The following is a 26543-nucleotide window of genomic DNA, read 5'->3' on the forward strand; positions in this document are numbered from 1 at the left end:
TGCTGGCTGATCAGGCCTCCTGCAGCCCCGGCCGACCGTGCTCGACCGCGTAGCGCTTCCAGCTCTGCACCGTTCCGTTCGGCTGCATCACGGTATCCAGCGTCTTCATGTCGCCGATCCATGCATCACGGGTGACATCGCACAGCACATAGCCACGCTTGTCGGTGGTCGCCTTCAGATAAGGGCTGTGCGCGAGCTGATTCCTTGCGTACGCATCCACGCCCTGTCCGTCGGAGCCGGACGTGATCGAAGTGGCGAGGAACTCACTGGAGACCACGCCCGAATCACGATGGTCCTGCACCAGGTCGCTGGCGTAATGCCGGTGCGCGTCGCCACACGCCGTCACCACGTTGCCGAATCCGACCTTCTGGATGTGATCGAGCAGGCGCCGGCGGCTGTCCAGATAACCCGACCACTGGTCATCGGACGACTGCACCACGCCGTCCTTCTCGCGCATGTAGTTGCCCAGTGCCACCTGGTGGGCGATGGTGTGCCAGCGCGGCGCGGCATCGGCCAGGCCGTCGAACAGCCAGCGCTCCTGCTTCGCCCCCACAATGCTGCGCTCCGGCGATTCCACCTCCTCACGCAGCGCCATGTTCACCTGCTTGCTGCGGTACTGGCGGGTGTCGAGCAGGTGCAGGTCCATCAGCGTGCCGTAGCGTGCACGCCGGTACATCTGCATGTGGCCATCGCGCGGGAATGCCGATCGGCGCAGTGGCATGTTCTCGTAGTAGGCCTGGAACGCCTGTGCGCGGCGCAGCAGGAACACTTCGCTGGGCGTATCGTCCTGGTCTTCGGCGCTGGCCCAGTTGTTGTCCACTTCGTGGTCATCGAAGGTGACGAACCACGGCGCCGACGCATGCGCGGCCTGCAGGTCGGCATCGCTCTTGTACTGGGCGTAGCGGCGACGGTAGTCGTCCAGCGTGTAGGTCTGCGGCCCGACATGATTGCGCAGGTTGGTGAACGACTGGCCGTTCATTTTCCGCAGGCCCGGCTGGCTTTCGCCTTCGTAGATGTAATCACCGTAGTGGAAGACGAAATCCAGCGGTTCCTCGGCAATGCGCCGCCACGCGGTGTAGTGGCCTTCTTCGTAGTGCTGGCAACCGGCCACCGCAAAACGCACGCGATCCACTGCGGCCGTGGCTGCGGGCAGCGTGCGGGTGCAACCGACCGCACTGGCGTGGCCGCCTACGGTGAAGCGGTACCAGTAAGGCCGTGCGGGCGCCAACCCACCCAGCTCCACGTGCACAGCGTGGCCGAGTTCGGGATGCGCCATCGCCGAACCCTGGCGTACCACCCTGCGCATGCCCTCGTCCGCCGCCAGCTGCCATTCGACCACCATCGGCCGGGTCGGCATGCCACCGCCGAACACCAGCGGCTCGGTCGCCAGCCGTGTCCACAGCACCATGCCATCGGCCGAAGGATCACCCGAGGCCACGCCCAGGGTGAACGGCGTGCTGGCGAACCGCGGCGACGCCAGCAGGTTGCGCGGGTTCAGCGCGGCGGCATCGGTCTGTGCGGCCAGCGCGTGCGCCGTGCCCATCCACGCGCCGGCAGCAGACAGGCCGGCCAGGGCCAGGAATCGCCTGCGATTGATCGTATCCACGGCTGCGCCCTCAGTTGTAGATGATGTGGAAATAGAAGAAGCGGCCGTAGTCGTCGATCTCGGTACGGAAGCGCCCGTTCGGGCCGGTGCTGTAGGTCGGCTGCGTGTTGAACAGGTTCTTGGCCTCGTACTTCAGCGTCACGTGCCTGCTGACCTTGTGGCTGAAGGCCAAGTTGAAGGTCATGTATGGGTCGTAGTACGAGTCCAGCCACTGGGTATCACCGAAGTCGACCAGCATCCGGCTGCGGTAGGTACCGGACAGGCGCAGCTGTGCGCTCTTCCACGGCATGCGCCAGATCACCGACCCATTGAGCGACCAGTCCGGCTGGTACAGCAGGCGGTCCAGGCGGCGTTCGGTGCCATCACTGATGCGGTAGTTGGTCTGGCCTTCCAGCCGCGTGGCGTTGAAGTACATGTCGAAGCGCTGACGGCCCCACTGCAGGTTGCGATTGGCGACCGCGAACTCGACGCCGCGCAGCCTGGACTCATCGGTGTTCATCGGCTGGGTGACCCGGTAGCGCGTGTCACCCACGTTCTCGAAGGTGGTCAGGGTGTAGATGTCGTCCTTGATCACCTTGTCGAACAGTGCCACCGAGACCAGGCCGTTGTTGCCGTTGAAGTACAGGTCCCACGCCAGGTCGATGTTGGTGGAACGGCGCGGCTGCAGGTTGGCGTTGCCCTGCTTGATGGTGCAGAAGCCCCTGCCCTCCTCGTCATCACCACAGCTGGTGCTGGTGGCCTGGGCGATGTTGCTGGGTGTCGGCCGGCCCAGCGTTCGGCTGGCGGAGAAGCGCAGGCGCTGGTCCTCGCTCAACTTGAACGTCGCATTCAATGAAGGCAGCAGGTTGTTGTAGCCACCGCTCGTATTGCGGAAGGCAGAGGTATACGTAGTGCCGCCATCATCGCTGAATGGGCTGTAGGCATCGAAGCGGGTGTGGTCGTAGCGCAGGCCGCCGATCAGCAGCAGTCGGTCCCAGGCGTAGTGTGCGGACACGTAGGCATTGGTGATGTCCTCCACGTACTTGTAGTCGCTGGTGAAGTTGGCATTTGGATACGCCGCATTGTTGTTGCCCAGTTTCGGCAGCAGTTCCTCGTTCCACTTGCGGTTGTCGATCAGCGGGAAGCCCGGCACGCTGCCCAGCAGCGTCGAACCCGGATACAGGTAATCGTTGAGCGTGGCACTGCTCTTGAAGTAGTCGAAGTCGATGTCCTGCCAGATCTTCAGATGGCGGTATTCGGCGCCGGCGGCCAGGCCGAAGCCACGCGCATCGGCGTCGATGTTGTAGCTGAAGTCGGCACGCAGGTTGTCGATGCTCTCCTTGGCGTCGCGCGGCGAGACATAGGCCTGTGCCGGGTTGAGTTTGAACGCCGAGCTGGTCAGCAGGCTGGAATCGGAAACCGCCACTGCGTTCGGGAAGCCGTGGCTGTCGTTCTCGTAGTCGACGAACAGGTTGCTTGGGTAGGCGCGCACACCCCAGTAGACCTGGTTGTTGTGGAAGGTCTCTTCGGTGTGGCCACCGCGCAGGGTCAGCCGCGAGCGATCACCGATATCCCAGTTGAAGCTGGCGATGGCGCCACGGTTGCTGCGGTCCCAGCGGTCGTGGCGGTTCTTGATGTAGATGCTGTTGATCTGGGTGGTGCCACTGTCTTCGGTCTGGTTTCGGATCGGAAACTTGGCGTTGCCGTACAGATCGGTCTTGTTCATCGTCGAGTTCTCGTAGAACCGGTACGAGTACAGCAGCAACGATGCGTAGAAAGGATCGTCCGATTGCTTCCATTCCAGCTTGGCCGAGCCACCGAAGTTGGTGATGAAGTTGGTGTAGGTGCCGGTGCTGAAGTTGCCCGGCGCACGCAGTCCGTTCCAGCCCTTGGCCTCGTCCGGCCCGGTGGTGCCGTCGGTGAGGTACTTGCCGGCGTCGTTGTAGTAGTAGTTCGACTCCACCCAGCGCTTGACGCTGTTGCGCGAACGCTGCTCATAGCGCGCTACCGCAACAAGGCCGAATTCCTGGTCGGCACCGAACTGGTTGGAGAACACCATCTTGGCGCTCTTGCCGAAATGCCCCAGGGTCTCGTGGTTGCCACCGGCACTGCGCTCGACATTGGTCTCGGCCGTGGAGTAGATACCAGCCACATCGGCGAACACGTACCTGCCGGACCGGTCGAAGGCACTGCGGCTGATGATGTCGATCACGCCGCCGATCGCATCCGGCGCCTGCTCTGCGCTGAAGCTCTTGTAGATGTCGGTGCGGGTGCCGATGTCGCTGGGAATCAGCTGCAGGTTGTTCATGCGCTCACCCGAGCCACTGCCACCCACGCTGGCAATCGCGATGCCGTCGATGGTGGTGTAGTTGAGGTTGGCCTGCACGCCACGCACCGTCACGTAACGGGGCTCACCGGCATCCTCCACGGCACTCAGGCCCGGCGCGGCCATCAGGCTCTCGGCCAGTGTCTCGTCGCCGTAGCTGTCCATCTCGTCGTAGACCACCGAATCCTTGATCACCGGCGAGGTCTTCTTCTGGTCGATCACCTCATGCGCAGCAATCACCTTCACCGTGCCCAGGGTCGGCGCCACCACCGCTTCGGCCTCGCGCGGCTTCGGCGCGGCCGGCTTCGGATCGTTGTGTGCCGGCGCAGGATCAATGGCGATGACGTTGCCATCCACCACGGTGTAGCCCAGGCCGGTCCCTGCCAGCAGCGCGTCCAGCGCCTGCTTGACGGTGGCACCGCGCGGCACCGCCCCGGCCATGTGCACTTCACCACTGCCCGAATACAGGAACTGCACGCCGGAACTGCGCGACAACTGCTCCAGCGCGCGCGCCAGCGGCTGCGCCGCGATCGGCGCCGAAACGCGGGCCTCGAGGCCATCGGCAGTGGCCGCAGCCGCCAGCGGCACGCTGCAGGGAGACAGGGCGAGGATGATCGACAGGTAGAGCGTGTTGCGCATCACGGGTCCTTGGAAGAGAGAAGGCAGCAGGTGCCGCTGCGTGACTCGGCAGCGGCTTCTCCCAAGTAAGAGCCCGCATCCACCGAAGTGGAGAACGCGGATTTGATGAATTTTTTCTGACAACCCACGGCCATGTCGACCTCAGCGACTGCCAACCCGCACGGTGTCGCCTTCGCGCCGCACCACGAAGCGCGGGTCGCGCTCGAGGAAGGCCTGCAGCGCACCGATGCGATGCGCGTCCAGGCTGCCGGACAACCGCGCCGACGCCGCACCTTCATCCAGCACCCGCACCTGCACCTGGTTGTGGCGGTTGAAAGCGGCGGCCACCTCATCCAGCCGCTCGTCCAGGAAAGAGACCTTGCGTTGCTGCCAGTCCAGCAGCATCGACAACGGCACATCCAACGACTCGACCGCATGGCTGCGCGCGTCGACCTGCACCACCTGGCCTTTACCCAGTTGTGCAAGACGCCGCGCATCCGCACCGTGGCTCCACACTTCCACCTCGCCGGAAACCACTCCGATGCGGGTGCCCTGCAGCCTTCGCGACACGTCGAACACCGTGCCGATATCGCGGATCTGCAGTCCGTTCACCTGCACCTCGAACGGCCGTCGGTCCTGGGCGATGTCGAACGTGGCCTCGCCCTGCAGCAGCTCCACCCTGCGGCTGAACCCGCCCATGCGCACCCGCAGGCGGCTGTCCGCGTTGAGCCGCACCTGGGTCTGGTCGGGCAGCACCAGGTCGCGAATTTCTCCATGTCCGGCGCTGTAAAGCTGCTCGGTAGGCATCAGCTGCGGTACCAGGCCCACGCCGAGCAGGGCGATACAGGCTGCGGCAGCCGCCACCCACCAACGCGTGCGACGGCTGTGCGGCGCACTGCGCAGCGGGGCCTGTGCGTGCCCGAACAGCGGCACGACCTTGTCAGCGGCCTGCTGTGGCGGCACCGAGGCCTCTTCAGCCAATGCCGATTGCAGCGCCTCACCAACCTGCCGGTGCAGTGCGAGCGCGTGCATATAGGCGCGCACATGCTCCGGCGAGCGCTTCATCCAGTCCAGCAACGCAACCCGCTCGGCTTCGCCCAGCACGCCCTCGCGATTGCGCTGGAACCAGTCCATGGCCTCGCTGGCGATCACGTCGTCGGCCGCACCCGATGGATTCCGTTTCATGTGAGCTCCCTGGCGCCCAGCGCCTTCCTGCAGGCGTCCAGCCCCTTGCCGATATGCTTGCGCACCATGTGCACCGAGACCTGCAGCTGCTGGCTGATTGCCGGGCAGTCCAGCCCGTCGCGATAATGCAGCTCCATCACCCGCCGCGTGGTCGCCGGCAGCCGTGCGATGGTGCTGCGGATATCGCTCCAGCGCTGCGCGCGCTCGAATTCGCCTTCGATGTCTTCTTCGCTCTTCAACACTTCGGCCAGGAGGTCGACGTCCTCCAGCGGCGGCAGCGACGAACGCGCGCGCGCGTGCTCCCGTGCAAGATTGGCGGCCACGGTGAACAGGTAGGCTTCCGGGTTCTCGACCGCGTCGGCATGCTCACCGGTGCTGCGCAGCAGCCGCAGGTAAACCTCCTGCGCCAGATCCTCGGCATCTTCACTGGCAGAACCCCGGCGCAGGAAGAAGCCGCGCAGCAGCCGCCGCCGCAGCGCATAGCTCTTCTCCCAGATCCTCACGCTGTTCACGGCCGGCCAACCACCCCAAGGCTGGAAAGCCCCGCAGGGTGACGGCCATCGATGACAGTGGCGTTTCAACTGCCGGCAGGCAGCCGCTAGAATGCCGCCCTTGCAGTTTCCGGCAGCCGGCACAAGGAGTGCCCCGCAATGAACGCCCGCACCGCCATCAACACCCTCAGCAGCCTGCTGTTCCTGCTGCTGGTCGCCCACACCACCGCCTACCAGCAGCAGATGTGGCCGCCCAGCCGTGTCGTCCACGTGCATCCGGTGGTCGTCGCCCTCGCCTACGCGCTGGGCCTGCTCACCCTGCTGCTGTGGATCGGAGGACGCCGCTTGCCGGAACGCTGCCAGCAGCTCTCAGGCTGGCTGCCGATCGTGGCCTGGTGCCTGCTGGGGGTTGGTGTGGCGGTCATCCCGATGTTCTTCCCGGGCCTGTCCCCGGCCTGATCAGCGGCCGCACCCGGCGCGCCCGGCCATGATACGGCGCCCCGTGCCAACCCTTGCTTGCCAGAGACCCAAGCCCTGCCCGCCTATCGAAGCCGGGGGGCCGGGCCTACGCTTGTCTTCTCGGCGGCCGCCACGGTCGCCCTTCGCGTCACGGCCCCGCCGTTGCGACCCCGCTCCAGTGCTGTGCGCCCTGCCGGTGTTGTCGCCCAGGCAGAAGTCCGACCGGCGCCCTCTGGAGACAGTCATGAACCAAGCGCTCATTCCCTTCGACACCGATCCGCTGGAAACCCGCGAGTGGCGTGAATCACTGGAAGCGGTGATGCAGACCGGTGGCCGGCCGCGCGCGCACTACCTGATCGACCAGCTCAGCGAGCTGGATGCACAGCAGCACGGCGACCTGCATACCCGTGCCTGGACCGCCTACGTCAACACCATCCCGCCCGAGCGCCAGCCGGCCTACCCGGGTGACCTGGCCATCGAGCGCCGCCTGAACGCGATGATCCGCTGGAACGCGATGGTGATGGTGCTGCGTGCCGGCAAGCATTCCAACGTCGGTGGCCACATCGCCACCTACCAGTCGGCGGCAGTACTGTACGACGTGGGCTTCGATCATTTCTTCCGTGGCCGTACCGACACCTTCGACGGCGACATGATCTACATCCAGGGCCACTCCGCGCCGGGCATCTATGGCCGCGCGTACGTGGAAGGCCGCATCGATCCGGCGCGCATGGACAACTTCCGCCGTGAAGCCGGGCGCGAAGGCCTGTCCTCGTATCCACACCCGCGATTGATGCCGGAGTTCTGGCAGTTCCCCACCGTGTCGATGGGGCTGGGCCCGCTGACCGCCGCCTACCAGGCGCGCTACATGCGTTACCTCGAGTATCGCGGCCTGAAAGAACACCAGGGCCGCAAGGTCTGGGCCTTCCTCGGCGACGGCGAGATGGATCAGCCCGAATCGCTGGCGGCAATTTCCCTGGCCGGTCGCGAGCGGCTGGACAACATCGTGTTCGTGGTCAACTGCAACCTGCAGCGCCTGGACGGTCCGGTGCGCGGCAACGCCAAGGTCATCCAGGAACTGGAAGGCACCTTCCGCGCGGCCGGCTGGAACGTGATCAAGCTGATCTGGGGCAGCGGCTGGGACGACCTGCTCGCCCGCGACCACAGCGGCCTGCTGCGCCAGCGCATGATGGAATGCGTGGACGGCGACTACCAGACCTTCAAGTCGCAGAACGGTGCCTACGTGCGCGAGCATTTCTTCGGCCGCTACCCCGAGCTGCTGGAGCTGGTCGCGCACATGAGCGACGACGACATCTGGGCGCTGGCACGTGGTGGCCATGATCCGCAGAAGGTGTTCGCCGCCTACCAGCAGGCGGTGAACACCAGCGGCCGGCCGACGGTGATCCTGGCCAAGACGGTCAAGGGTTTCGGCATGGGTGAAGCCGGTGAAGGCCAGAACATCAACCACCAGCTGAAGAAAATGAGCGCCGACGCGGTGCGCGCCTTCCGTGACCGCTTCAACCTGCCGGTCAGCGACGAACAGCTGGAAGAGATGCCCTATCTGCGCCCGGAACCGGGCAGCGCCGAAGCCATCTACTTCGCCGAGCGCCGCCGCATCCAGGGCGGGCAACTACCCGCGCGCCTGGCCAAGGTCGATCCGCTGCCGCTGCCGCCGCTGTCGATCTTCAACACCCAGCTGCAGGGCAGCGGCGATCGCGGACAGTCCACCACCATGGGCTTCGTGCGCATTCTCACCAGCCTGCTGAAGGACCCGGAACTGGGCAAGCTGGTGATTCCGATCGTGCCCGATGAATCGCGCACCTTCGGCATGGAAGGCCTGTTCCGCCAGATCGGCATCCACTCCTACCTGGGCCAGCTGTATACCCCGCAGGATGCCGGCCAGCTGAGCTATTACAAGGAAGCCAAGGACGGCCAGATCCTGCAGGAAGGCATCAACGAATCCGGCGCGATCTGCTCGTGGATCGCCGCCGGCACCGCCTACAGCAACCACGGCCTGGCGACGATCCCGTTCTACATCTTCTACTCGATGTTCGGCCTGCAGCGCGTCGGTGACCTGGCCTGGGCCGCCGCCGATGCGCGCACCCGTGGATTCCTGCTGGGTGCCACCTCCGGCCGCACCACGCTGATGGGCGAAGGCCTGCAGCATGACGACGGCCACAGCCACGTGCTGTCGTCGGTCATCCCGAGCTGCGTATCCTACGACCCGACCTACAACTACGAGCTGGCGGTGATCATCCACGACGGCCTGCGCCGCATGTACGTCGAGCAGGAAGACATCTACTACTACATCACCGTACTCAACGAGAACTATCCGCAGCCGGCGCTGCCCGAGGGCGCCGAGGCCGGCATCCTGAAGGGCCTGTACCTGCTGCACCCGGCGGCCGCCGACAGCGACTCGCAGCCACGCGTGCAGCTGATGGGCAGCGGTTCGATCCTGCGCGAAGTGGAAGCCGCGGCAGAACTGCTGCAGCAGGACTTCGGCATCGCCAGCGATGTGTGGAGCGCGACCAGCCTGACCGAACTGCGCCGCGATGGCCTGGCCGCCGAGCGCTGGAACCTGCTGCATCCGGCCGAGGAGCCCCGCGTGCCCTACCTGCAGCAGTGCCTGCGGGGCCATGAAGGCCCGGTGGTGGTGGCCACCGACTACATGAAGATCGTCGGCGACCAGATCCGTCCCTTCATCAACGACCGCCGCTTCACCGCACTCGGTACCGATGGCTTCGGCCGCTCCGACACGCGTGAGTCGCTGCGCACGTTCTTCGAAGTGGATCGCCACTTCATCGTGCTGGCCGCCCTGAAGTCGCTGGCCGACGAAGGCCGCATCGAGCGCGCGCGGATGCAGGACGCCATCGACAAGTACGGCATCGACACCGGCAAGCGCGACCCGGCCGCGGTGTAAGGCTGCAGCATTCACCACGCCCGTTCTGCGGGCGTGGTGCCGGTGGCAACGCTAGGGCATCCGCTTGAACAGATTGGTCTGCAGGATCGGCGTACCATCGTGGCTGTAGAACGCCTTGGTCTCGGTCATCGTCGAGCGGTCAGCCGCCACAGTATAGATACGGGTGGAGGCCGGCGTGCCGTGGTCCACCAGCTGCATCACCAGGGTGTTCGGCGCCGGCAGTTTCAGGTTGGCCTTGTCCGCGCCATAGGTGCCGGACAGGGCGCCCGGCGTACCATCCAGCGCCAGCGTGCCGTCGGATTTCATGGTCTTGCCATCGTGCAGGACGATGTCCACATGTGAACTCCAACGCCCCGCACCGGCGTCCTTGAACTCCAGCACCACCTGCTTCGGGCGCTGCGCCTCGGGCAACGCAGACGTAGCGATATCCAGCGACCAGCGCCCCAACAGCGGTGAAGGAGACGCCTCCACTGCCAGCGCCGGAACGGCGGGGAATGAAAGCGCAGACAACAACACAGCGGACAACAGCTTCATACGTTGCTCCATTCGGCGAAGAAGGCTCTGCGTGAGGCGTTGTGGCGCGCAGCACGGTCAATGCTGCTCGCCCACGGCGTGCGCTGCAAGCCACTCGCTGAATGGCCGACCTCGCACCATGTCAGACCGCTGTCACACAGGGGTAGTAGAACGATCCCGGATCTCCGGCCTCCTCCCCCAAAAACAGCGTTGAACGCGCAGCCATCGCTGCGGCAGCTCTATGCCGCCGGCCACTTCGCCCGCACTCTGGTCTGGTCGTTCGTGGACCTGTCACTCGGCTACTACCTGCACGCGCGGCTGGGGCTGTCGGCTGCCCACACCGGCCAACTGCTGGCGATCTCCCTGGCCTACAGCAGCGTGCTCGACCTGCTGCTGGCCGCCGTGTTCACCCGCCTGCACGACCAGCGTCGCCTCGCCTTGCGCCTGCAGTTGATCGGCGGGCTCGGCACCGCCGCCAGCGCCTGCCTGCTGTTCAGCCCCAGCACCGCGACCGAGCCCGCCTTCCTGCCGCTGCTGGCCGCCTCGCTCTTGTTCCGTACCTGCTACGCGGTTTACGACGTGGCCCAGAATGCATTGACTTCGCTGTTGCCCCGCGACGAGAACGAGGCCATGCGCTACGTTTCCGCTCGCGCGGTAGTGGTACCGATCTCCAAGCTGTGCATCGCTGCAGCACTGTTCGGCGTGGTCGGTGCACCTGCATCCGCAGGCAGTGGCAGCGCGCTGCTGATCTGCATGATCATCGGCATCCTGATCGCGGCCGCCGCGCTTCCCCTGGCCTGCGTCGCCACGCCCGCACAGCCCGCCACAACCAGCAGGCCCGTTGCCGGCGCCCTGCCGCTGCCGGCACTGCTGCCGGTTCTGCTGGCCGCGGCGGCGGAGACCGCGTTGGTTGGCCTGGCCGGGCGTCTGTTCCCCTTCGCCGAACATGGGGCAGCACTGACCTTCGCGATGGTGGCTGGCATGGTGGTCGCGCCTTGGCTCGATCTGCGCCTGCGCCCCCCGCTGTGCAGCGAGACAGGCCTGATCGCGCTGATGTCGGTGCTGGTCATCGCTGCCGTCTGCGTTTACCAGGCCAAGCCCTCCCTGCCTGTAGCGATTGCGTGTGCCGCTGTCCATGGGGCGGCGGTAGCCAGTGTCGGCCTGGTGCTGTGGCGGCGCACCGCGCTGATCGCCCGTCGCCATGCCGCCCGCAGCGGGCGCGAGGATGACCTTAGCTGTTTTGCGCTGCTCACTGGAACCATGAAACTGTCCATTGCCGCCTCCTCATTGCTGCTGGGCCAGCTGCTGCCCGGCATACAGGCCGGTGATCCGGGCACCTCTGCCGCACTGGTCTCGCTGGTTGCCGTCGGCAGTCTGCTGTCGCTGGCCGCATTGGCCTGGCCGGTCGCGCTGCCACGTACCGAGGGCCTGCACCCATGAACCTGGCTCCCACATCGCGGTTGCGCCGCAAACCGCTGATCGCGCTGGATGCCGACCACAAGCGCATCATCTGGCTGTTGCGCACGATGGGCGCCGTTCCCCGCATCACCATTGCCCACCAGCTGGGCATGCACAACGGCGCGTTGACCCGCCTGGCGCGTGAACTGCTGATGCTGGAGGTGATCGAGGAACAGGGGCAACTGTCCGATGGCCAGCGCGGCCGACCCTCGGTGCCACTGGCGCTGTCCGAGCGGGGCGGCTATGCCGCCGGTGCCACGGTACATCCCGGTTGGCTGGAGATCGCGCTGGTGGATTTTGCCGGCCAGGTCATCGCCCGCGATGCAACCGCATTCGACAGCGCAGATCCCTACGACTTCGTGCACGCAGTGGACCAGCGCCTGCGCAGCCTTACCAGCCGCACCGGGCTCATGCGCGCGCGCTTCCTGGGCCTCGGCGTGGCGGTTCCCGGGCCCGTGGTCGAAACCGGGCCGGCACGCAGGCACGCGGTGGACTGGCTGCACGGTTGGCGCGATATCGACAACGACCAGTTCTTCGAAGACTACTTCGGTTTCCCGGTCTGGGTGGAGAACGATGCGACCCTGGCGGCGCTGGCGGAGTACTACGACAGCGGACTGATCCGCGACTGCGCGTCGGCGCTGTTGCTGTATGTCGGCCACGGCGTGGGCGGTGGCGTGATCCATCGACGTGATGTGATGCGCGGTGAGTTCGGCAATGCCGGGGATATCGGTCGCCTGTTCCGCATGGACGCGCCGCGCCCCTCGGGCATCGACCTGCTGGCCACGCTGCGCGACGCCGGCGCCGGCATTCCTTCACTGTTCGAACTGGAGTCCTGCCTGGAAACCCATGCCGGCATCATCAATGCCTGGGCAGAACGTGCGGGCAACCAGCTGGGCGTGGCGGCCAATACCGGTGTGGCATGGCTCGATCCTGGCGCCGTGATCCTGTCCGGCTCACTGCCGAGGCAGGTGCTGGAAGTGTTGGGGCAACACCTGCAGCAACCGGCACGCTGGAGCAGTGCGCTGGACAGCCTGCGCCTGCCACAGGTGCATGTGTCACGGCTGGGAGGATCCGCGGTATCGGTGGGCGCGGCGCTGCTGCCGATCCATCAGCTGGGCGCCGACGCCATCGCTTAATTGTTTATTTCCGCTGAAGTAAACAATTCCGTCATCGCCCGGACCTACCGTGCAGCGGTCCCCCTTCCCTGCATGGCCGCCCTCCGATGAACATCAGCCCCCTGGTCCTGGGCATCTCCCTGGCCCTGATCTCCCTGCACGGCAGCGCGTCTGCGCAGGACGCCCCCGTCCAGAACAAGGACAGCGCCGATGCCGCAACACTTGATGCGGTGGTGGTCACCGGCGCGGCACGCACCCAGCGTCGCTTCGATGCGTCCTTCGCCGTCAATTCACTCAGCCGCGAAGACGTGCAGAAGCTCGCACCGAAAAGCTACGCCGACCTGCTCGGCTCGGTTCCCGGCATCCATGTCGAGGCCACCGGCGGCGAGGTGCAGAACATCACACGGCTGCGCGGCATTCCCACCGATCGTGGCTTCATCGCCTTCCAGCAGGACGGCCTGCCGCTCTACCAGGAGCTGGATGGCCACTTCTTCAATTCCGGCGACGGCATGAACCGGTTCGACGTGATGAACCAGCGGGTGGAGATCGTGCGCGGCGGGCCGGCGCCGATCTATGCCAGCAGCGGCGGCGCCATCGTCAACAACATCCTGGCCGAGGGCTCGGAAGAGACCCACGGCAAGGCGCAGCTGACCATCGGCGATACCGGGCTGTACCGCGGCGAGATGTACCAGTCCGGCGCGCTGGGCAAGGACACCTTCTACGCCGTCGGTGGCTTCCTGCGCCAGAACGATGGGTACCGCGACAACGGCTTCCCGAACGACAAGGGCGGGCAGATCCGTGGCAACATCAAGCACTACTTCGACGACACCAGTTGGTTCAAGGTCAGCGGCACCTTCGTTGACGACCACAATACGTTCTACCTGCCGATCCCGGTCGCCGACCCTCGCAATCCCAGCGTGTCGCTGGATCCCTACATCGACTACTTCGACGGTACGCTGAACTCGCCGTCACTGCGCAGCGTCAACCTGAAGTACCTCGATGGCGGCGGTGTCCTGCAGGGCATGAACCGCGACCTGGCCGATGGCCGCCACATGCGCTTCGGCAACATCGGCTTCCAGTACGAGAACACCGCCAGCGATTGGACGATCTCGCTGAAAACCGGCTACACCAAGGGCCGCAATACGTTCGACGCGCTGTACTCGACCACCAACCCGGTCGACGCACGCACTTTCGCCAACGGCTATCTGGGTGCGGCCCGCAGCGCCTTCGGTGCCGGCGTCGCGCGGATGGGCTACGCGCTGGCCGGCAGCAACGGCGCCAGCGCCTACGATCCCTACGCCGACTCTGGCCTGGTGATCTCGGCGCAGTACCGTGCCGCAGATTCGGACTTCTACTCCGGGCAAGCCGACTTCAGCGCGACTCGGCTGTTTGAAACGGCCTGGGGCAGCCACGATCTGAACATCGGTGCGTACACCGCCTTCTTCGGCACCACGTCCTTCAGCCTGTACCAGGACATGCTGATGGAGATGCGCGGCAAGCCACGCCTGCTGGATCTGGTGGCCTACGGCAACGATGGCGCGCCGCTGGGATATGTCACCGACAAGGGCACGCTGCGCTATACCACCACCCTCAATCGCGGCAAGGTCGATGCCCGCATGTTCGCGGTCTACGCCAATGACACGTGGGCACTGACGGATCGCTTCAAGCTTGATGCCGGCATCCGCCATGAACGCTACCGCTACGAAGGCTATGCGGAGCAGACCGCCCAGGTCGACCTCGGCGATCGCAGCACACTGGCCGACAACACCACACGCCGTTTCACCGGCGTCGTCCAGAACCATCGCCTGAATCCGTCCGCCACCAACTGGACGGTCGGTGCGAACTTCGACTTCACCCCTGCAGTGGGCGCCTACGCCCGCGTGTCGCACATGGAGATCGTTCCCAACTCGTCGGTGGCGCGCTCGATCGATCCGACCATCGTGCAGACCCAGCTGGACCAGTACGAGCTGGGCCTGAAGGCGGCTTTTGGCCGGTCCTACCTGTACCTGACCGCGTTCTACACGAAGTTCGATCCACTCAACGCGTCCTTCGTTGCCTTCAATCCGACGACCGGCCGCAATGACCAGTCGGTGCCCTTCATCGGTACCGCCGTCTCCAAGGGCATCGAACTGGATGGCCTGTTCCGGCCGCTGGACTGGTTCAGCATCGCCGGTTCGATCACGGTCAGCGATCCGCAGTACGACAGCCTGCAGAACGATTCCGGTGCCGATCCGGCGGCGGTCAATGGCAAGCAGATCGTTCGCGAACCCAAGCTCTACGGCAACCTGCGACCGACTTTCAGTTTCCAGCACGGCCAGGACCAGTTCGAGACCTGGCTGCGCTATGACGTAGTCGGCAAGTCCTACGTCGATCTGTTCAACCAGACAGCGCTGCCTGCCTACCAGACCCTGGGCCTGGGCGTTTCATGGAAGCGCGGCAACTGGGGCGCACAGCTGGTGGGCGACAACCTGACCAATGAAAAGGGGCTCACCGAGGGCAACACCCGCACCGACGCCCTGGCCGGACAGGGTTCGGCCGAGGCAATCTATGGACGGCCGCTGTTCGGCCGCAACGTCCGCCTGATGGTCAGCAGGAGCTGGTGATGCACCGACGATTGAGCTTGTCCCTCGCCCTGCTGGCCACGGCTGTGCTACCGCTTGCAGCGGCCGCTGACGACCGCGACAGCGCGGCACTGGCCGGGCGCTTGTTTCCAACCCTCGTGCAGCTGAAGCACGACGCACTGCCCGCCCCTGCGCGCGCCCTCATGGTCGAACGCACGCAGCGCATGACTGGCTGCCGGACGGCGGCCTGCACACTCGAGGCCGCGCGCTGGACGCCGGCGCAGGCCGATCTGCTGGCCACCACGGTTCCGGCGCGCGCCGATGCCATCGAAAGAGAGCTGGCGGGCCTCAACAACATTCTCTCCGTCTATGGCCAGGGCCAGCCGCCCCGCTACGACGCCATCGACGGCCCCGTCGGCGCGGCAGGCAGCACGCGACTGGCCGGAGATGTTGCCATTGCCATGCAGATGAGCGAAGTGGACGCCGGCGCGGCCTACACCGCATTCGATCGCAGCATCGCCGTGGCGGTGGGCCTGCTTGATGCCAATGACCGCCTCGATGCGATCCGCTTCGAGCCCCTCAACGCGGGAATGAACGCCGCGCCATTCGCGCGCGCGCGGCAGTTCGATTGGAATGCGCATCCGTACACAGCGATCATCGTGCTGGGCCAGGGACCGGACGAGCTGACCACCCCACTCAGCGCTGGCAGCAAGCTGCGCCTGAAAGCCGCTGCGCAGCGCTATGCGGCGGGCGATGCACCTTTCATCATCGTCTCCGGTGGCGCCGTGCATCCACGCGGCACCCGAAGCGTCGAAGCGGTGCAGATGCGCGAAGCGCTGATCGCGCGCTTCGGCATTCCCGCAGATGCGATCATCATCGAACCGTATGCCCGCCACACCACCACCAACCTGCGCAATGCAGCCCGGCTGCTGGCGGCCCTGCAGGCACCGCCGCGGCAACCGGCACTGGTGGTCAGCAGTCCGTCGCATATCGATTCGGTCGCCAGCAGCGGGTTCAGTGACCGCAACCGCCGTGAGCTGGGCTACGTTCCCGGCAAGGTCGGTTCACGCATTTCGCCGTACGCGATCACGTTCGTGCCAGCGCCCGAATCACTTCGCATCGACCCGATGGATCCATTGGACCCCTGAAAGGCGCGACGTCATCCTCAGTAGCCGACCTTCAGCGTGAACATCACGTTTCGCGGTGCACCGTACCAGCCCTGGTTGTAGAAGCCGATCTGCGAGTAATAGTGGCGGTCGAACAGATTGTTGATGTTGACCGCCGCCGACACGTTGGAACTGAACTGGTAGCGCGCCATCAGGTTGACCAGTGCGTAGCTGGGCTGCTCCACGGGCACCCGGCGATTTCCGGGCGCGGTGGCGGTCTGGTACATGCGGTTCTGCCAGTCAACGCCACCGCCGATCGTCAGCCGGTCCCAGGCACCCGGCAGCCGCCAGGTGGTGAACAGCTTGAACAGGCTGCGCGGCTTGGCGGTATTGATCGCCCGGCCCTGCGCGTCCTGCGCGATGAAGGTGGTGAAGCTGGTGCCCAGGCTCCAGCCCGGCAGCGGCTCGCCGGCCAGTTCCAGTTCCAGGCCGTCCACCGTTGCGCCCTTCACCGCACGATAGGCCGCTTGTGTGCTGCCTTCGACCAGCCCGCCGGTGGCTTCGGCCAGGTTGTCCTGCTGGGTGCGGAACAGCGCGGCCGAAGCATTCAAACGCTCCTGCAGCCAGCTGCCCTTGAGGCCCAGCTCATAGCTGCGGCCACTGACCGGATCGAGGATCTGCCCGGATTCGTTGCGGTTGTTCTGCGGCTTGAAGATGCCGGTGTAGCTGGCGTACACGCTGCTGTAGCCGTTGAAATCCCAGACCACGCCGGCATACGGTACGAACTCGTTGCGGTAGCGGTACTTCCGCTTGGTGCCAAAGTAGACCTGGTCGGTCTCCCAGTTGCTCATGCGGCCACCGACGATCACGTGCAGCGGATCGGCCAGCGACAGCCGCGCCACCGCGTAGGCACCGCTCTGATGGTTGTCCAGGTCATCGGCCTGGGTCTCGCTGCTGGCCCACGTCGGCTCCGGCGTGCCCGGCCCGTGCCAGTCCAGATAGCTGGCCAGCGGCGGCAGCGGCGCCAGCGCGCGGTACTGCCCCAGCGCGATTTCATCGCGTGAGCGCGACCAGCCGATGGACGCAGTGTGCTGGCGGCCGAACAGCTGGAACGGACCGGACAGGCTGGCACTGATCGCTTCGCGGCGCACCGGACCGTCGTAGCGGGTGAAGCTGTTGCCATTGGGCATGGCGCCGGTAACCGGATCGGGGTAGCCACCGCGATAGAGATGCTTCATTTCCATGTCGGTATGCGAGCGGCTGTAGGACACGCGCGCCTGCCAGTCGTTGCCGAAACGATGGTTGAAGTCGAAGAAGCCATTGCGGGTGTCGGTGGTCATCCGTGCCCACGGCGCGGTGGCTGATACCGAGCGGTCGAAACGGGTGCGCGTGCCATCGGCGTTGAACAGCGCGAAGCCGCTGCCGAAGCCACGGTTGTCGTTGCCTTGGTAGGAGATGCCGGCGATCAACCCGGTGTCCTCGCCCAAGTCCACGCTGACCACGCCGTAGAGCGTCTTCGCCGTACTGTCCAGGCCAGCGGTGTAGCTGTCGCCCTCTGCCTGCGCGGCCACCAGGCGACCACGCACACGCCCTTCCCGGCTCAGCGGGCTGGACACATCCGCCCACGCGCGCCGTGCGTCCCAGCTGCCGAGGCTGATGCCACCACTGGCAGCGAACTCGCGCAGCGGGCGCTTGCGCACGTAGTTCACTGCCGCCGAAGGATTGCCGGCGCCGGTCATCAGGCCGTTGGCGCCGCGCACGATCTCGATGCGGTCATACACCACCATGTCCAGGTTGTTCTCGCCGAAATTCCACGGCGACAGCACCGGCATCACCACGCCATCGAACTGGTAGTTGTCGATGTCGAAGCCGCGTGCGGAGAACGAGTAGCGGTTGGCGTCGCTGCGCGTGACCGAGATGCCAGGTGCGGTCGCCAAGGCATCGGCGGTGCTGAGCAGGCCACGGTCCTCGATCTGCTGGCGGGTGACCACGCTGACGGATTGCGGGGTCTGCCGCGAGGTCAGCGACAGTCCGGTCGCCGTGCCCATCGAGTCGGTGGTGTAGGAACGCGACGTTTCCGTGCTGCCATCGAGGTCGGCCGTGACCTGCACGGTTGGAAGCTGGGAAGGCGTTACGGACGGAGTGCGTTCGGCGGCGTGGGCAGCGTTGAACAGCGCCAGGGTCGTGCCGATGGCGCTAGCCAGGGCACACGGGCGGAAACAGGCAGGCATGGGAGATCCAGCGGGAAGGAAAGGCTGGATGAGAATTATTGTCATTTGAGCGTGAGCGTACGTATGCGCGGACGCAGCAGGCGTATGCGCACTGCCGACGGTGGTCCGGACTCAGCGAAGCTCGCTGGGCGCGATGCCGTAGCGCGCGCGGAATGCGGTCGCGAAATTGGTGGCGTGCCGGTAGCCGACGAAATGTGCGGCCTGCTGCACGCTGCAGCCCTGCCGCAGCTGCTCGCAGGCCAGCTGCAGGCGCCGCTCGCGCAGCCAGGCGAACACCGAACACCGGTGCACCTGCTGGAACTTCAGCCGCAGGCTGCTCGGGCTCATGCAGGCCAGGCGCGCCAGATCCTCCAGGCTGTGGTCAGCCGCAGGTGATGCCTGCAGGCAGTCGATCACCCGTTGCAGCATGCGGCGATCACGTGCTGAAACACGCTGGTCCGGCGATGCCTCCTGGGCAGGCGCACCCAACGCCATCGCCAGCATCTGCAGGCCCACACCCTCGCACAGCAGCGCATGCATTGCGCCCTGCCAGGTCCCCGACAGCAACTGTTCGGCGGCATGTTCAAGATGCGCGGGTACCTGCCAGCTGTGCAGCCGCCGGCGACCATGGCGATGAGCCTGCAACAGCAGTTCGCTGATCACCGGATCGTCCATCTCGGCCGGTGCATCCAGCGAGACATTCAGACTGCGCATCCGTTGACCGGCCGGATGAATCGCAGTCATCGGCGTGGCATCGGCCAACACCATCGCGCCGGCGCCGCGGTTCATGCCGATCACAGCCTGCCCTTCCAGGCGTGCTCCGGCACGACCTTCCAGCATCACGATCGCAGCGAACGGCGGGGGTGCCTCCGAAGTCGCCTCGAACGGCTGATGCGCGACCACGTCCGACAGCGCCAGGCTGATGCCAGGGCGCAAGCAGCGCTGTTCCACCCTGCCCTCGACCACGCACAGCGCGCCCGAATCGGCGGCGGACGCGAGTGCTGGCAGCCGATAGCGGAAACCACTGCTGCGGCCCAAGCGGTCCAGGTCGGCGAGGGTGAGGCTGTGCATGGTGCGCCCGTGAAAAATCACCCGCCATTCTCATATGAGAACCGTTCTCATATCCAGCCCTGGTGGCAAGGCCCAATCCGCCCTTGTCGATACAAATAGTTACGTTATAACATTTCACATCAACTTCACGGATCGTGTCATGCGCCGCCATCTCCTTGCTGCAGCCATTCTGTTCGTCGTCCACACCGCCCAGGCCGCGGACGAACCCACCCTCCCCACCCTCCAGGTCCAGGCCTCCCAACCCTCGCGCATCGACAGCCGGGTCACCGTCGACAATCCGCAGGCGCAGAACCGCACCCTCGGCGGCCTGCTCGAACACGTCTCCGGTGTGCAGAGCAGCGCCTTCGGGCCAAACGCGGGCGCTCCGGTCATCCGCAGCCTCAGCGGCAACCGTGTGCAGATCCTGCAGGACGGCCAATCGATTCTGGGCATGAACGCGATCAGCGGTGACATCAACATCCCGTTCGATCCGCTGTTCGTGCGCAGCGTCACCGTCAACAAGTCCTCCGACACCGTGCGCTATGGGGGCAATGCGATCGGCGGCAGCGTGGAGATCGACTCGGGCCTGATCTCGCGCAGCATGGAAGACAGGGATCAGTCGATGGAACTGGTCCTGCGCAAGGGCTTCAACGCGGCCGACGCGCAGGGCTTCCGCATGAACTTCAACAATCAGCGCAACATCTCCACCAATCTGCAGGTGTCGCGGCAGCGCATCTCGCACTACGACATCCCCGGCAACAGCAAGGCCAGCGTCTGCAACACCGGGCTGTTCCCGGCAGGCGGGGGCGTCAACTCGGCACTGGCCGACGCCTGCCAGAAAGAGGCGCGCGTCCAGCAGATCTACAACAAGGCCTCGCAGCCATACATCGACCAGTTCATGACCGAGAACCCGGACTGGGCCGATGGTGATTTCTCGTTCTACACCAACAATCCGACATCGGTCTGGCAGCGCCGTACCTACGTCAATCCGGTCAACCCGGCCTACGTCGCAGGCACGCCTTCATACGTGCAGAAGCAGATCAACAACGATGTGACTCCCGATTACCACCACCGGCTGGGCAACAGCTATGCACGCAATTCGCAGGTGGCCTTCGGTTCGACGCTGTTCTTCGACCGCGGTTACGTCGGTGTCAGCATTGATGCCAAGGACAGCGAGTACGGCGTTCCAGGCTTCTCGATGCAGAACCTGTCGTTCGGTTCCAACTATGCCGATGGCCTGCCGGTGGGCGTGGTGATCAAGCAACAGCGCTACGCGCTGGAAGCCCTGCTGCGTGATCCACTACCGTGGTTCGAGCGCGCGGAACTCCGCGTTTCCAAGCTGGACAACACCTCAGGCGAGCGGCTGGGCGCCACCAAGGCCAACGACTACGATTTCGAGAGCACCCAGGCCGAGCTGCTGCTCAGCCATCAACGCATCGGCCCGCTCAGCGGCCTGCTCGGTTTCAGCCATCAGTCGCGTGATGTCACCGGCAGTGGTTCTCAGCGCTACCTGCCGGACGTGGACACCCGCAGCAATGCGGTGTTCCTGAAGGAAACGCTCGACTTCGGCTGGGCCAGTTTCGACGCTGGCGTGCGCCACGAGCGCGTTGACCATGACCTGCAACCAAGCCGCTTCAAGACCGCGCGCAATGCCGCCAACACCAAACTGCAGGACCGCGACTACCGGCTCAACAGCTACAGCCTGGGTTCGTATGTCGAGCTGGGGCCGATGTTCGCGGCCAAGGTGCGCTACTCGTCTTCGCAACGTGCCCCGGAGATCAACGAGCTGTATGCCAGCAACGCACACTACTCGGTGATGACCCAGGAAGAAGGCAACCAGAATCTGGAACCGGAACGCGCGAAGAACCTGGAACTGACCGGCCTGTTCCATCTCGGCGGTTTCGAGCTCTCCGCCACCGCGTACCGGATGAAGTACGAGAATTATCTCTACCTCGGCTACTCCGGCCTGCAGACCGCCAACCGCCTGCCACTGAAGTACTGGAAGCAGACCGACACCACGGTGAAGGGCTTCGAGATCGATGCTTCGCAGGCATTGGACCTGGGCCGCTTCGGCACGTTGAATGTGTCCGCCTTCGCCGACCTGGTGAAGAACAAGGCCGACCGCCCCGATTCGCTGCGTGCCCACAATGACGGCGAGTACCTGCCGAACATGCCGACCAACCGCTACGGTGCCAACCTGCAATGGCAGCGCGAGGGCTGGAAGGCGCAGCTGTCCAGCACCTACTACGACACCCAGAAGTACCTCGGCCGCAATGTCAGCGAGGAAGTGCCACTGGATGCGTTCAACATGGTCGACCTGCAGGTCAGCCGCGAACTGCCGGTGCGCAACAGCTACATCGCCGGCGTGGAGGTGTTCGTCAACGGCAGCAACCTGCTCAATGAAGAAGCACGGCCGCACAATTCGCCGTTGAAGTACATCGCACCGTTGCCCGGGCGGGGCTTCCAGGTGGGTGTGACGGTGAAGCTCTGACAACCGGATGCATCGGTACACGCCTGCAGGCAGACGGCCTGCAGGCGTCGTCCATCGCCCCCCCTGCGTGGTTGCGCCACGCTCCCCGGTTGATTCACCATCGGCAGAAAAGGAGAGCGTGATGAACTGGAAGCATGCGGTTTCACTGGCGCTGTTGTTGTCCGTTTCATCAGGCGCAAGTGCTGCGTCTGCGATCACCTACGACAAGGATGGCCGCTACGGCTATTCGATGAACCAATCTTCCCTCACCACTGCGATGCAGCAGTCGCTGCACTACTGCGCAGCGCGATCGCGCAATTGCGGTCAGTCCGCCAGCACCAGCAGCGAAGGCTATTCGGCCATAGCGACCGGCACGATTGCGTTGGGCTTTGCACTGGGTGAGAAGACCGCGGACGCCGCGCAGCGGAAGGCCGAAAGAATGTGCAGGGAACGTGCCAACGACTGCACGCTTGCCTTGCTGTGGCGGGAAACCTCAACTCGCTATCTTGAACCGCCACAGCTGCCCGGTGCGCCCGCTCCGGCACCAGCGGCGACGCCCGCGCCAGTGCCTGCCACCCGTACGGATCAGCCAGGATAGCCAGCTCCACGCCGGCTGTACTTTCGAGTGTCGGATAAAGAAAAACGCCTGCAGATCGAGGATCTGCAGGCGCTTCTTTGTATCTGGCGGAGTGAGAGGGATTCGAACCCTCGATAGAGCTTTTGACCCTATACTCCCTTAGCAGGGGAGCCCCTTCGGCCACTCGGGCATCACTCCGGGGTTTTCTCCGCGTCTGGTGCGTTGCACCTCAGCGGGGCGTGAATCATAACGTTAATCGAGTGCGAAGGTAAAGCGTTATTCGGCAGAATTTTCGCTACCGGTGCCACCGGCTTCGTCACCGCGCTGGATGCGCTGATAGATCTCTTCGCGATGCACAGCGACGTCCTTCGGCGCGGTGATGCCGATACGCACCTGGTTACCCTTGACGCCAAGCACGGTGACGCTCACCGAGTCTCCGATCATCAGGGTTTCGCCGACGCGGCGAGTCAGGATCAACATTTTTGTAAGTCTCCATGGAACCGTGTGGAAGGGTATCCCCCACCGGCTTGACGCTCCGTCAAGAAGCGCTACCACGACAAAGGGAAAAGATTCGCAATGGTACCGTCAGCCGTCCCGCTCCTACAAGGAGGGGGACGGCCAGGTTCATCACAGGCGGGGGCTGACCCATTCGACGACTGCAGCCAGCGCAGTGGCAAGGGCGGGCCCGTCCTCGCCACCACCCTGGGCGAGGTCCGGGCGTCCGCCGCCCTTGCCCCCGATCTGACCGGCGATATGGGACAACAGTTCCCCGGCCTTGACCTTGCCCATTGCGCTGCCGTTCACACCTGCGACCAGGGCAGCCTTGCCGTCCTGGGCGCCGGCCAGCACGATCACCGCATCGCCCAGCTGCTGCTTCAGGCGGTCCATGGCGTCACGCAGGGCCTTGGCATCGAAGCCCTCCAGACGGGCGGCCAGCACCTTCACACCGGCAACCTCGACCGCCTGGCCGGACAGGTCGGCGGTAGCACCGGCGGCAACCTTGGCCTTCACGGCGTCCAGTTCGCGCTCCAGCTGCTTCTGGCGCTGGCCGAGGGCACGGATCTTCTCGACCACGTCGGCAGCGCTGCCACCGAGCAGGTCGGCGGCTTCGGCCAGGCGAGCCTCTTCGGCGTCCACGTAGTCCAGGGCGCCCTGGCCGGTGACCGCTTCGATACGGCGCACGCCAGCGGAGACACCACCCTCGGAGGTGATCTTGAACAGGCCGATGTCGCCGGTGCGGTTGACGTGGGTACCGCCGCACAGCTCGGTGGAGTAGTCACCCATCTTCAGCACGCGCACGTGTTCGCCGTACTTCTCGCCGAACAGGGCCATCGCGCCGAAGTCCAGCGCTTCCTGCATGCCCATGTTGTGCACTTCGGCAGCGTTGTTGGCACGCACCTGCTGGTTGACCTTGCGCTCGATCACGGCCAGCTCTTCCGCGCTGATCGGCTGGAAGTGCGAGAAGTCGAAGCGCAGGCGGTCCGGCGCCACCAGCGAGCCCTTCTGCTGCACGTGGGTGCCCAGCACTTCGCGCAGGGCGGCATGCAGCAGGTGGGTGGCGGAGTGGTTGAGGATGGTGGCGCCACGGCGCTCGCCATCGACCTGGCCGGACAGCACATCACCGACCTTCAGGCCGCCTTCGGACAGGGTGCCGACGTGGCCATGGAACTGGCCGGCGAACTTCTGGGTGTCTTCTACCGCCAGGCGCACGCCGTTGCCGGTGAGCACGCCGGTGTCGCCGACCTGGCCGCCGGACTCGGCGTAGAACGGGGTCTGGTTGGTGATCACGATGACCGCATCACCGGCATCGGCCGACTGCACCGGACGACCGTCCTTGAGCAGGGCCAGCACGGTCAGGCCGTCGGCCTGCAGGCGGTCATACCCCAGGAACACGGTCGGGCTGAGGGTCGCCACCAGCTCGGCCGGCAGGGTCACGCCGCCACCGAACTTGCCGGCCGCGCGCGCGGTCTCGCGCTGCTGCTCCATCGCCGCATCGAAGCCGGCGATGTCGACGGTCAGGTCGCGCTCGCGGGCGATGTCCTGGGTCAGGTCGAGCGGGAAGCCATAGGTGTCGTACAGGCGGAACGCATCAACGCCGGGGATCACGCCATTGCTGGCCTTGCCGGCAACGTCTTCGAAGATCTTCATGCCGGCGTCGAGGGTTTCAGCGAAACGCTCTTCTTCGGCCTGCAGCGCACGGGTGACGGTATCGACCGCCGCCGGCAGTTCCGGATAGGCCTCGCCCATCTGCTCGACCAGGGTCGGCACCAGCTTGCTGAAGAACGGCTGGCGCACACCCAGCATCCAGCCGTGGCGCAGGGCGCGGCGGATGATACGGCGCAGCACGTAGCCGCGGCCTTCGTTGGACGGCAGCACGCCGTCGACGATCAGGAACGAACAGGCACGGATGTGGTCGGCGATCACGCGCAGCGACTTGTTTTCCAGGTCGGCGGTGCCGGTCAGCTCGGACGCCTTGCGGATCAGCGCCTGGAACAGGTCGATCTCGTAGTTGGTGTGCACGTGCTGCAGGATCGCCGCCAGGCGCTCCAGGCCCATGCCGGTATCCACGCACGGCGCCGGCAGCGGCACCAGGGTGCCGTCGGGCTGGCGGTCAAACTGCATGAACACCAGGTTCCAGATTTCGATGAAGCGGTCGCCGTCCTCATCCGGGGAGCCCGGGGGGCCGCCGGCGATATGGTCGCCGTGGTCGTAGAAGATCTCGGTGCACGGGCCGCACGGACCGGTGTCGGCCATCTGCCAGAAGTTGTCCGAAGCGAACGGTGCGCCCTTGTTGTCGCCAATGCGCACGATGCGCTCTTCCGGCACGCCGACCATGTCGCGCCACAGTGCGTACGCTTCGTCATCGGTCTGGTAGACGGTGACCAGCAGGCGCTCGGCCGGCAGCTTCCAGACCTGGGTCAGTAGTTCCCAGGCCCAGGCGATCGCATCCTTCTTGAAGTAGTCGCCGAACGACCAGTTGCCCAGCATTTCGAAGAAAGTGTGGTGGCGTGCGGTGTAGCCGACCTGGTCGAGGTCGTTGTGTTTGCCGCCCGCGCGCAGGCAGCGCTGCACGTCGGCCGCGCGCACGTAGCTGCGCTTCTCCGCGCCAAGGAACACGTCCTTGAACTGCACCATGCCGGAGTTGGTGAACAGCAGGGTCGGATCATTGCCCGGCACCAGCGGCGCCGACGGCACGATGGTGTGGCCTTTGCCCTTGAAGAATTCAAGGAAGTCGCTGCGGATCTGGGAAGTCGTGAATTTGGCGGATGCGTTCATTGGGGGCTGGCAGTCTGCGGGCCGGCGGGCCCGGACCACCGGCCGCGTTGGCCAGGGTCGCGAGGGACCGCCGAAAACCTAAAGGGTATCAGGCCCGGCGCCGCCAGTCTCAGTCATCCGGGTCGTAGCGGGTCGCACGGCGGATGCTGTCGCCGTCGAAGCCCCGTCGGGCCAGCAGATCGGCGGCCTTGCGCCGCTGCGTCAGGTCCTGCGGACCGGCCTCGCCAAAGCGTCGGCGGACCAGATCACGGGCATTTTCCTGCCAGTCGCCTTCGTAGCTGTCCATCGCCGCGGCAATCGCGGCACTGTCCAGGCCGTGAGTGCCCAGCTCGGCGCGGACATGGATCGGCCCATAACCGGTGTTGGCGCGCATCCGCACCAGGTTCTCGGCGAAACGGGTGTCGTCCTGCCAGCCGGCCTCTGTCAACTTGGCCACAGCCGCCTGCGCGGCTTCGTCTTCGATACCGCGTGAGGTCAGCTTGCGGGTGAGCTCCTTGCGCGAGTGCTCGCGGCGGACCAGCAGGCCCAGAGCGCGTTGCACGGGCGTCTGCTCGCGCGGCCGGCGCTTGCGGCCGGTGGGAATGTCGTCGGCGTCGGACATCGGTGCTCCAAGGGTGGCGCCATCC

At 65.4% G+C, this 26543-nt stretch carries 18 protein-coding genes and 1 tRNA gene; 8 read left to right on the top strand and 11 right to left on the bottom strand.

Going from position 1 to position 26543, the window contains the following annotated elements:
• Positions 1-10: 10 nt before the first annotated feature.
• The 4 genes from ABE423_RS11605 to ABE423_RS11620 form a co-directional block, all read right to left on the bottom strand.
• The gene (locus tag ABE423_RS11605; protein ID WP_125895301.1) at positions 11-1606 is read right to left on the bottom strand and encodes an alkaline phosphatase D family protein; all 1596 of its coding nucleotides are present in this window, start codon (positions 1604-1606) and stop codon (positions 11-13) included.
• A gap of 10 nt (positions 1607-1616) precedes the next feature.
• On the bottom strand, positions 1617-4550 hold the full coding sequence (locus ABE423_RS11610; RefSeq protein WP_346486105.1) for a TonB-dependent receptor: 2934 nt from the start codon (positions 4548-4550) through the stop codon (positions 1617-1619).
• 141 nt (positions 4551-4691) lie between these two features.
• Positions 4692-5714 carry a FecR domain-containing protein gene (locus ABE423_RS11615; RefSeq protein WP_125895299.1) on the bottom strand — a complete coding sequence of 341 codons (1023 nt, stop codon included), beginning with the start codon at positions 5712-5714 and terminating at the stop codon, positions 4692-4694.
• Positions 5711-6226: a sigma-70 family RNA polymerase sigma factor gene (locus ABE423_RS11620; protein WP_032128424.1), complete on the bottom strand. Its 516-nt coding sequence runs from the start codon at positions 6224-6226 to the stop codon at positions 5711-5713. Before ABE423_RS11620 ends, ABE423_RS11615 begins: the two co-directional genes overlap by 4 nt.
• A 138-nt stretch (positions 6227-6364) precedes the next feature.
• Here ABE423_RS11620 and ABE423_RS11625 point away from each other — a divergent pair, with 138 nt between their 5' ends.
• On the top strand, positions 6365-6664 hold the full coding sequence (locus ABE423_RS11625) for a hypothetical protein (protein WP_032128423.1): 300 nt from the start codon (positions 6365-6367) through the stop codon (positions 6662-6664).
• 244 nt (positions 6665-6908) lie between these two features.
• A complete protein-coding gene (gene aceE / locus ABE423_RS11630) occupies positions 6909-9581 on the top strand; it encodes a pyruvate dehydrogenase (acetyl-transferring), homodimeric type (protein WP_125895298.1) in 2673 nt (890 codons plus the stop codon).
• 51 nt (positions 9582-9632) lie between these two features.
• Here the strand turns inward: aceE and ABE423_RS11635 are convergent, their stop codons facing one another.
• The gene (locus ABE423_RS11635; protein WP_125895297.1) at positions 9633-10115 is read right to left on the bottom strand and encodes a LuxR family transcriptional regulator; all 483 of its coding nucleotides are present in this window, start codon (positions 10113-10115) and stop codon (positions 9633-9635) included.
• 189 nt (positions 10116-10304) lie between these two features.
• On the opposite strand from ABE423_RS11635, the gene ABE423_RS11640 reads away from it, so the two are divergent.
• The 4 genes from ABE423_RS11640 to ABE423_RS11655 all read left to right on the top strand — a co-directional run bounded on the left by ABE423_RS11640 (position 10305) and on the right by ABE423_RS11655 (position 16376).
• Positions 10305-11534: an MFS transporter gene (locus ABE423_RS11640; protein ID WP_180838526.1), complete on the top strand. Its 1230-nt coding sequence runs from the start codon at positions 10305-10307 to the stop codon at positions 11532-11534.
• On the top strand, positions 11531-12688 hold the full coding sequence (locus ABE423_RS11645; protein WP_346486109.1) for an ROK family protein: 1158 nt from the start codon (positions 11531-11533) through the stop codon (positions 12686-12688). The genes ABE423_RS11640 and ABE423_RS11645 overlap by 4 nt, the downstream gene beginning before the upstream one ends.
• An 86-nt stretch (positions 12689-12774) precedes the next feature.
• The gene (locus ABE423_RS11650; RefSeq protein ID WP_180838527.1) at positions 12775-15270 is read left to right on the top strand and encodes a TonB-dependent receptor; all 2496 of its coding nucleotides are present in this window, start codon (positions 12775-12777) and stop codon (positions 15268-15270) included.
• The gene (locus tag ABE423_RS11655) at positions 15270-16376 is read left to right on the top strand and encodes a YdcF family protein (RefSeq protein WP_346486112.1); all 1107 of its coding nucleotides are present in this window, start codon (positions 15270-15272) and stop codon (positions 16374-16376) included. The genes ABE423_RS11650 and ABE423_RS11655 overlap by 1 nt, the downstream gene beginning before the upstream one ends.
• A 17-nt stretch (positions 16377-16393) precedes the next feature.
• Here the strand turns inward: ABE423_RS11655 and ABE423_RS11660 are convergent, their stop codons facing one another.
• On the bottom strand, positions 16394-18565 hold the full coding sequence (locus ABE423_RS11660; RefSeq protein WP_346486114.1) for a TonB-dependent siderophore receptor: 2172 nt from the start codon (positions 18563-18565) through the stop codon (positions 16394-16396).
• Positions 18566-18676: 111 nt separating this feature from the next.
• A complete protein-coding gene (locus ABE423_RS11665) occupies positions 18677-19615 on the bottom strand; it encodes an AraC family transcriptional regulator (protein ID WP_049422688.1) in 939 nt (312 codons plus the stop codon).
• Positions 19616-19754: 139 nt separating this feature from the next.
• On the opposite strand from ABE423_RS11665, the gene ABE423_RS11670 reads away from it, so the two are divergent.
• Both ABE423_RS11670 and ABE423_RS11675 read left to right on the top strand, forming a co-directional pair.
• Complete coding sequence (locus ABE423_RS11670; protein WP_180838530.1) at positions 19755-22085, top strand: TonB-dependent receptor; 2331 nt, start codon at positions 19755-19757, stop codon at positions 22083-22085.
• Between the two features lie 121 nt (positions 22086-22206).
• Entirely contained in the window at positions 22207-22662 is a 456-nt protein-coding gene (locus ABE423_RS11675; RefSeq protein WP_180838531.1) for a DUF4189 domain-containing protein, read from the top strand.
• A gap of 84 nt (positions 22663-22746) precedes the next feature.
• On the opposite strand, the gene ABE423_RS11680 is transcribed toward ABE423_RS11675, so the two are convergent.
• The 4 genes from ABE423_RS11680 to recX all read right to left on the bottom strand — a co-directional run bounded on the left by ABE423_RS11680 (position 22747) and on the right by recX (position 26518).
• Positions 22747-22839: transfer RNA gene (locus ABE423_RS11680), tRNA-Ser, on the bottom strand.
• A gap of 78 nt (positions 22840-22917) precedes the next feature.
• Positions 22918-23121 carry a carbon storage regulator CsrA gene (gene csrA, locus ABE423_RS11685; RefSeq protein ID WP_004152909.1) on the bottom strand — a complete coding sequence of 68 codons (204 nt, stop codon included), beginning with the start codon at positions 23119-23121 and terminating at the stop codon, positions 22918-22920.
• Positions 23122-23268: 147 nt separating this feature from the next.
• Positions 23269-25917: an alanine--tRNA ligase gene (gene alaS, locus ABE423_RS11690; RefSeq protein ID WP_125895286.1), complete on the bottom strand. Its 2649-nt coding sequence runs from the start codon at positions 25915-25917 to the stop codon at positions 23269-23271.
• Between the two features lie 109 nt (positions 25918-26026).
• The gene (recX, locus tag ABE423_RS11695; protein WP_125895284.1) at positions 26027-26518 is read right to left on the bottom strand and encodes a recombination regulator RecX; all 492 of its coding nucleotides are present in this window, start codon (positions 26516-26518) and stop codon (positions 26027-26029) included.
• Positions 26519-26543: the final 25 nt, after the last annotated feature.

Origin of the sequence: Stenotrophomonas sp. TWI1409 (assembly GCF_039673015.1) — a bacterium.
GTDB lineage: Bacteria > Pseudomonadota > Gammaproteobacteria > Xanthomonadales > Xanthomonadaceae > Stenotrophomonas > Stenotrophomonas maltophilia_A.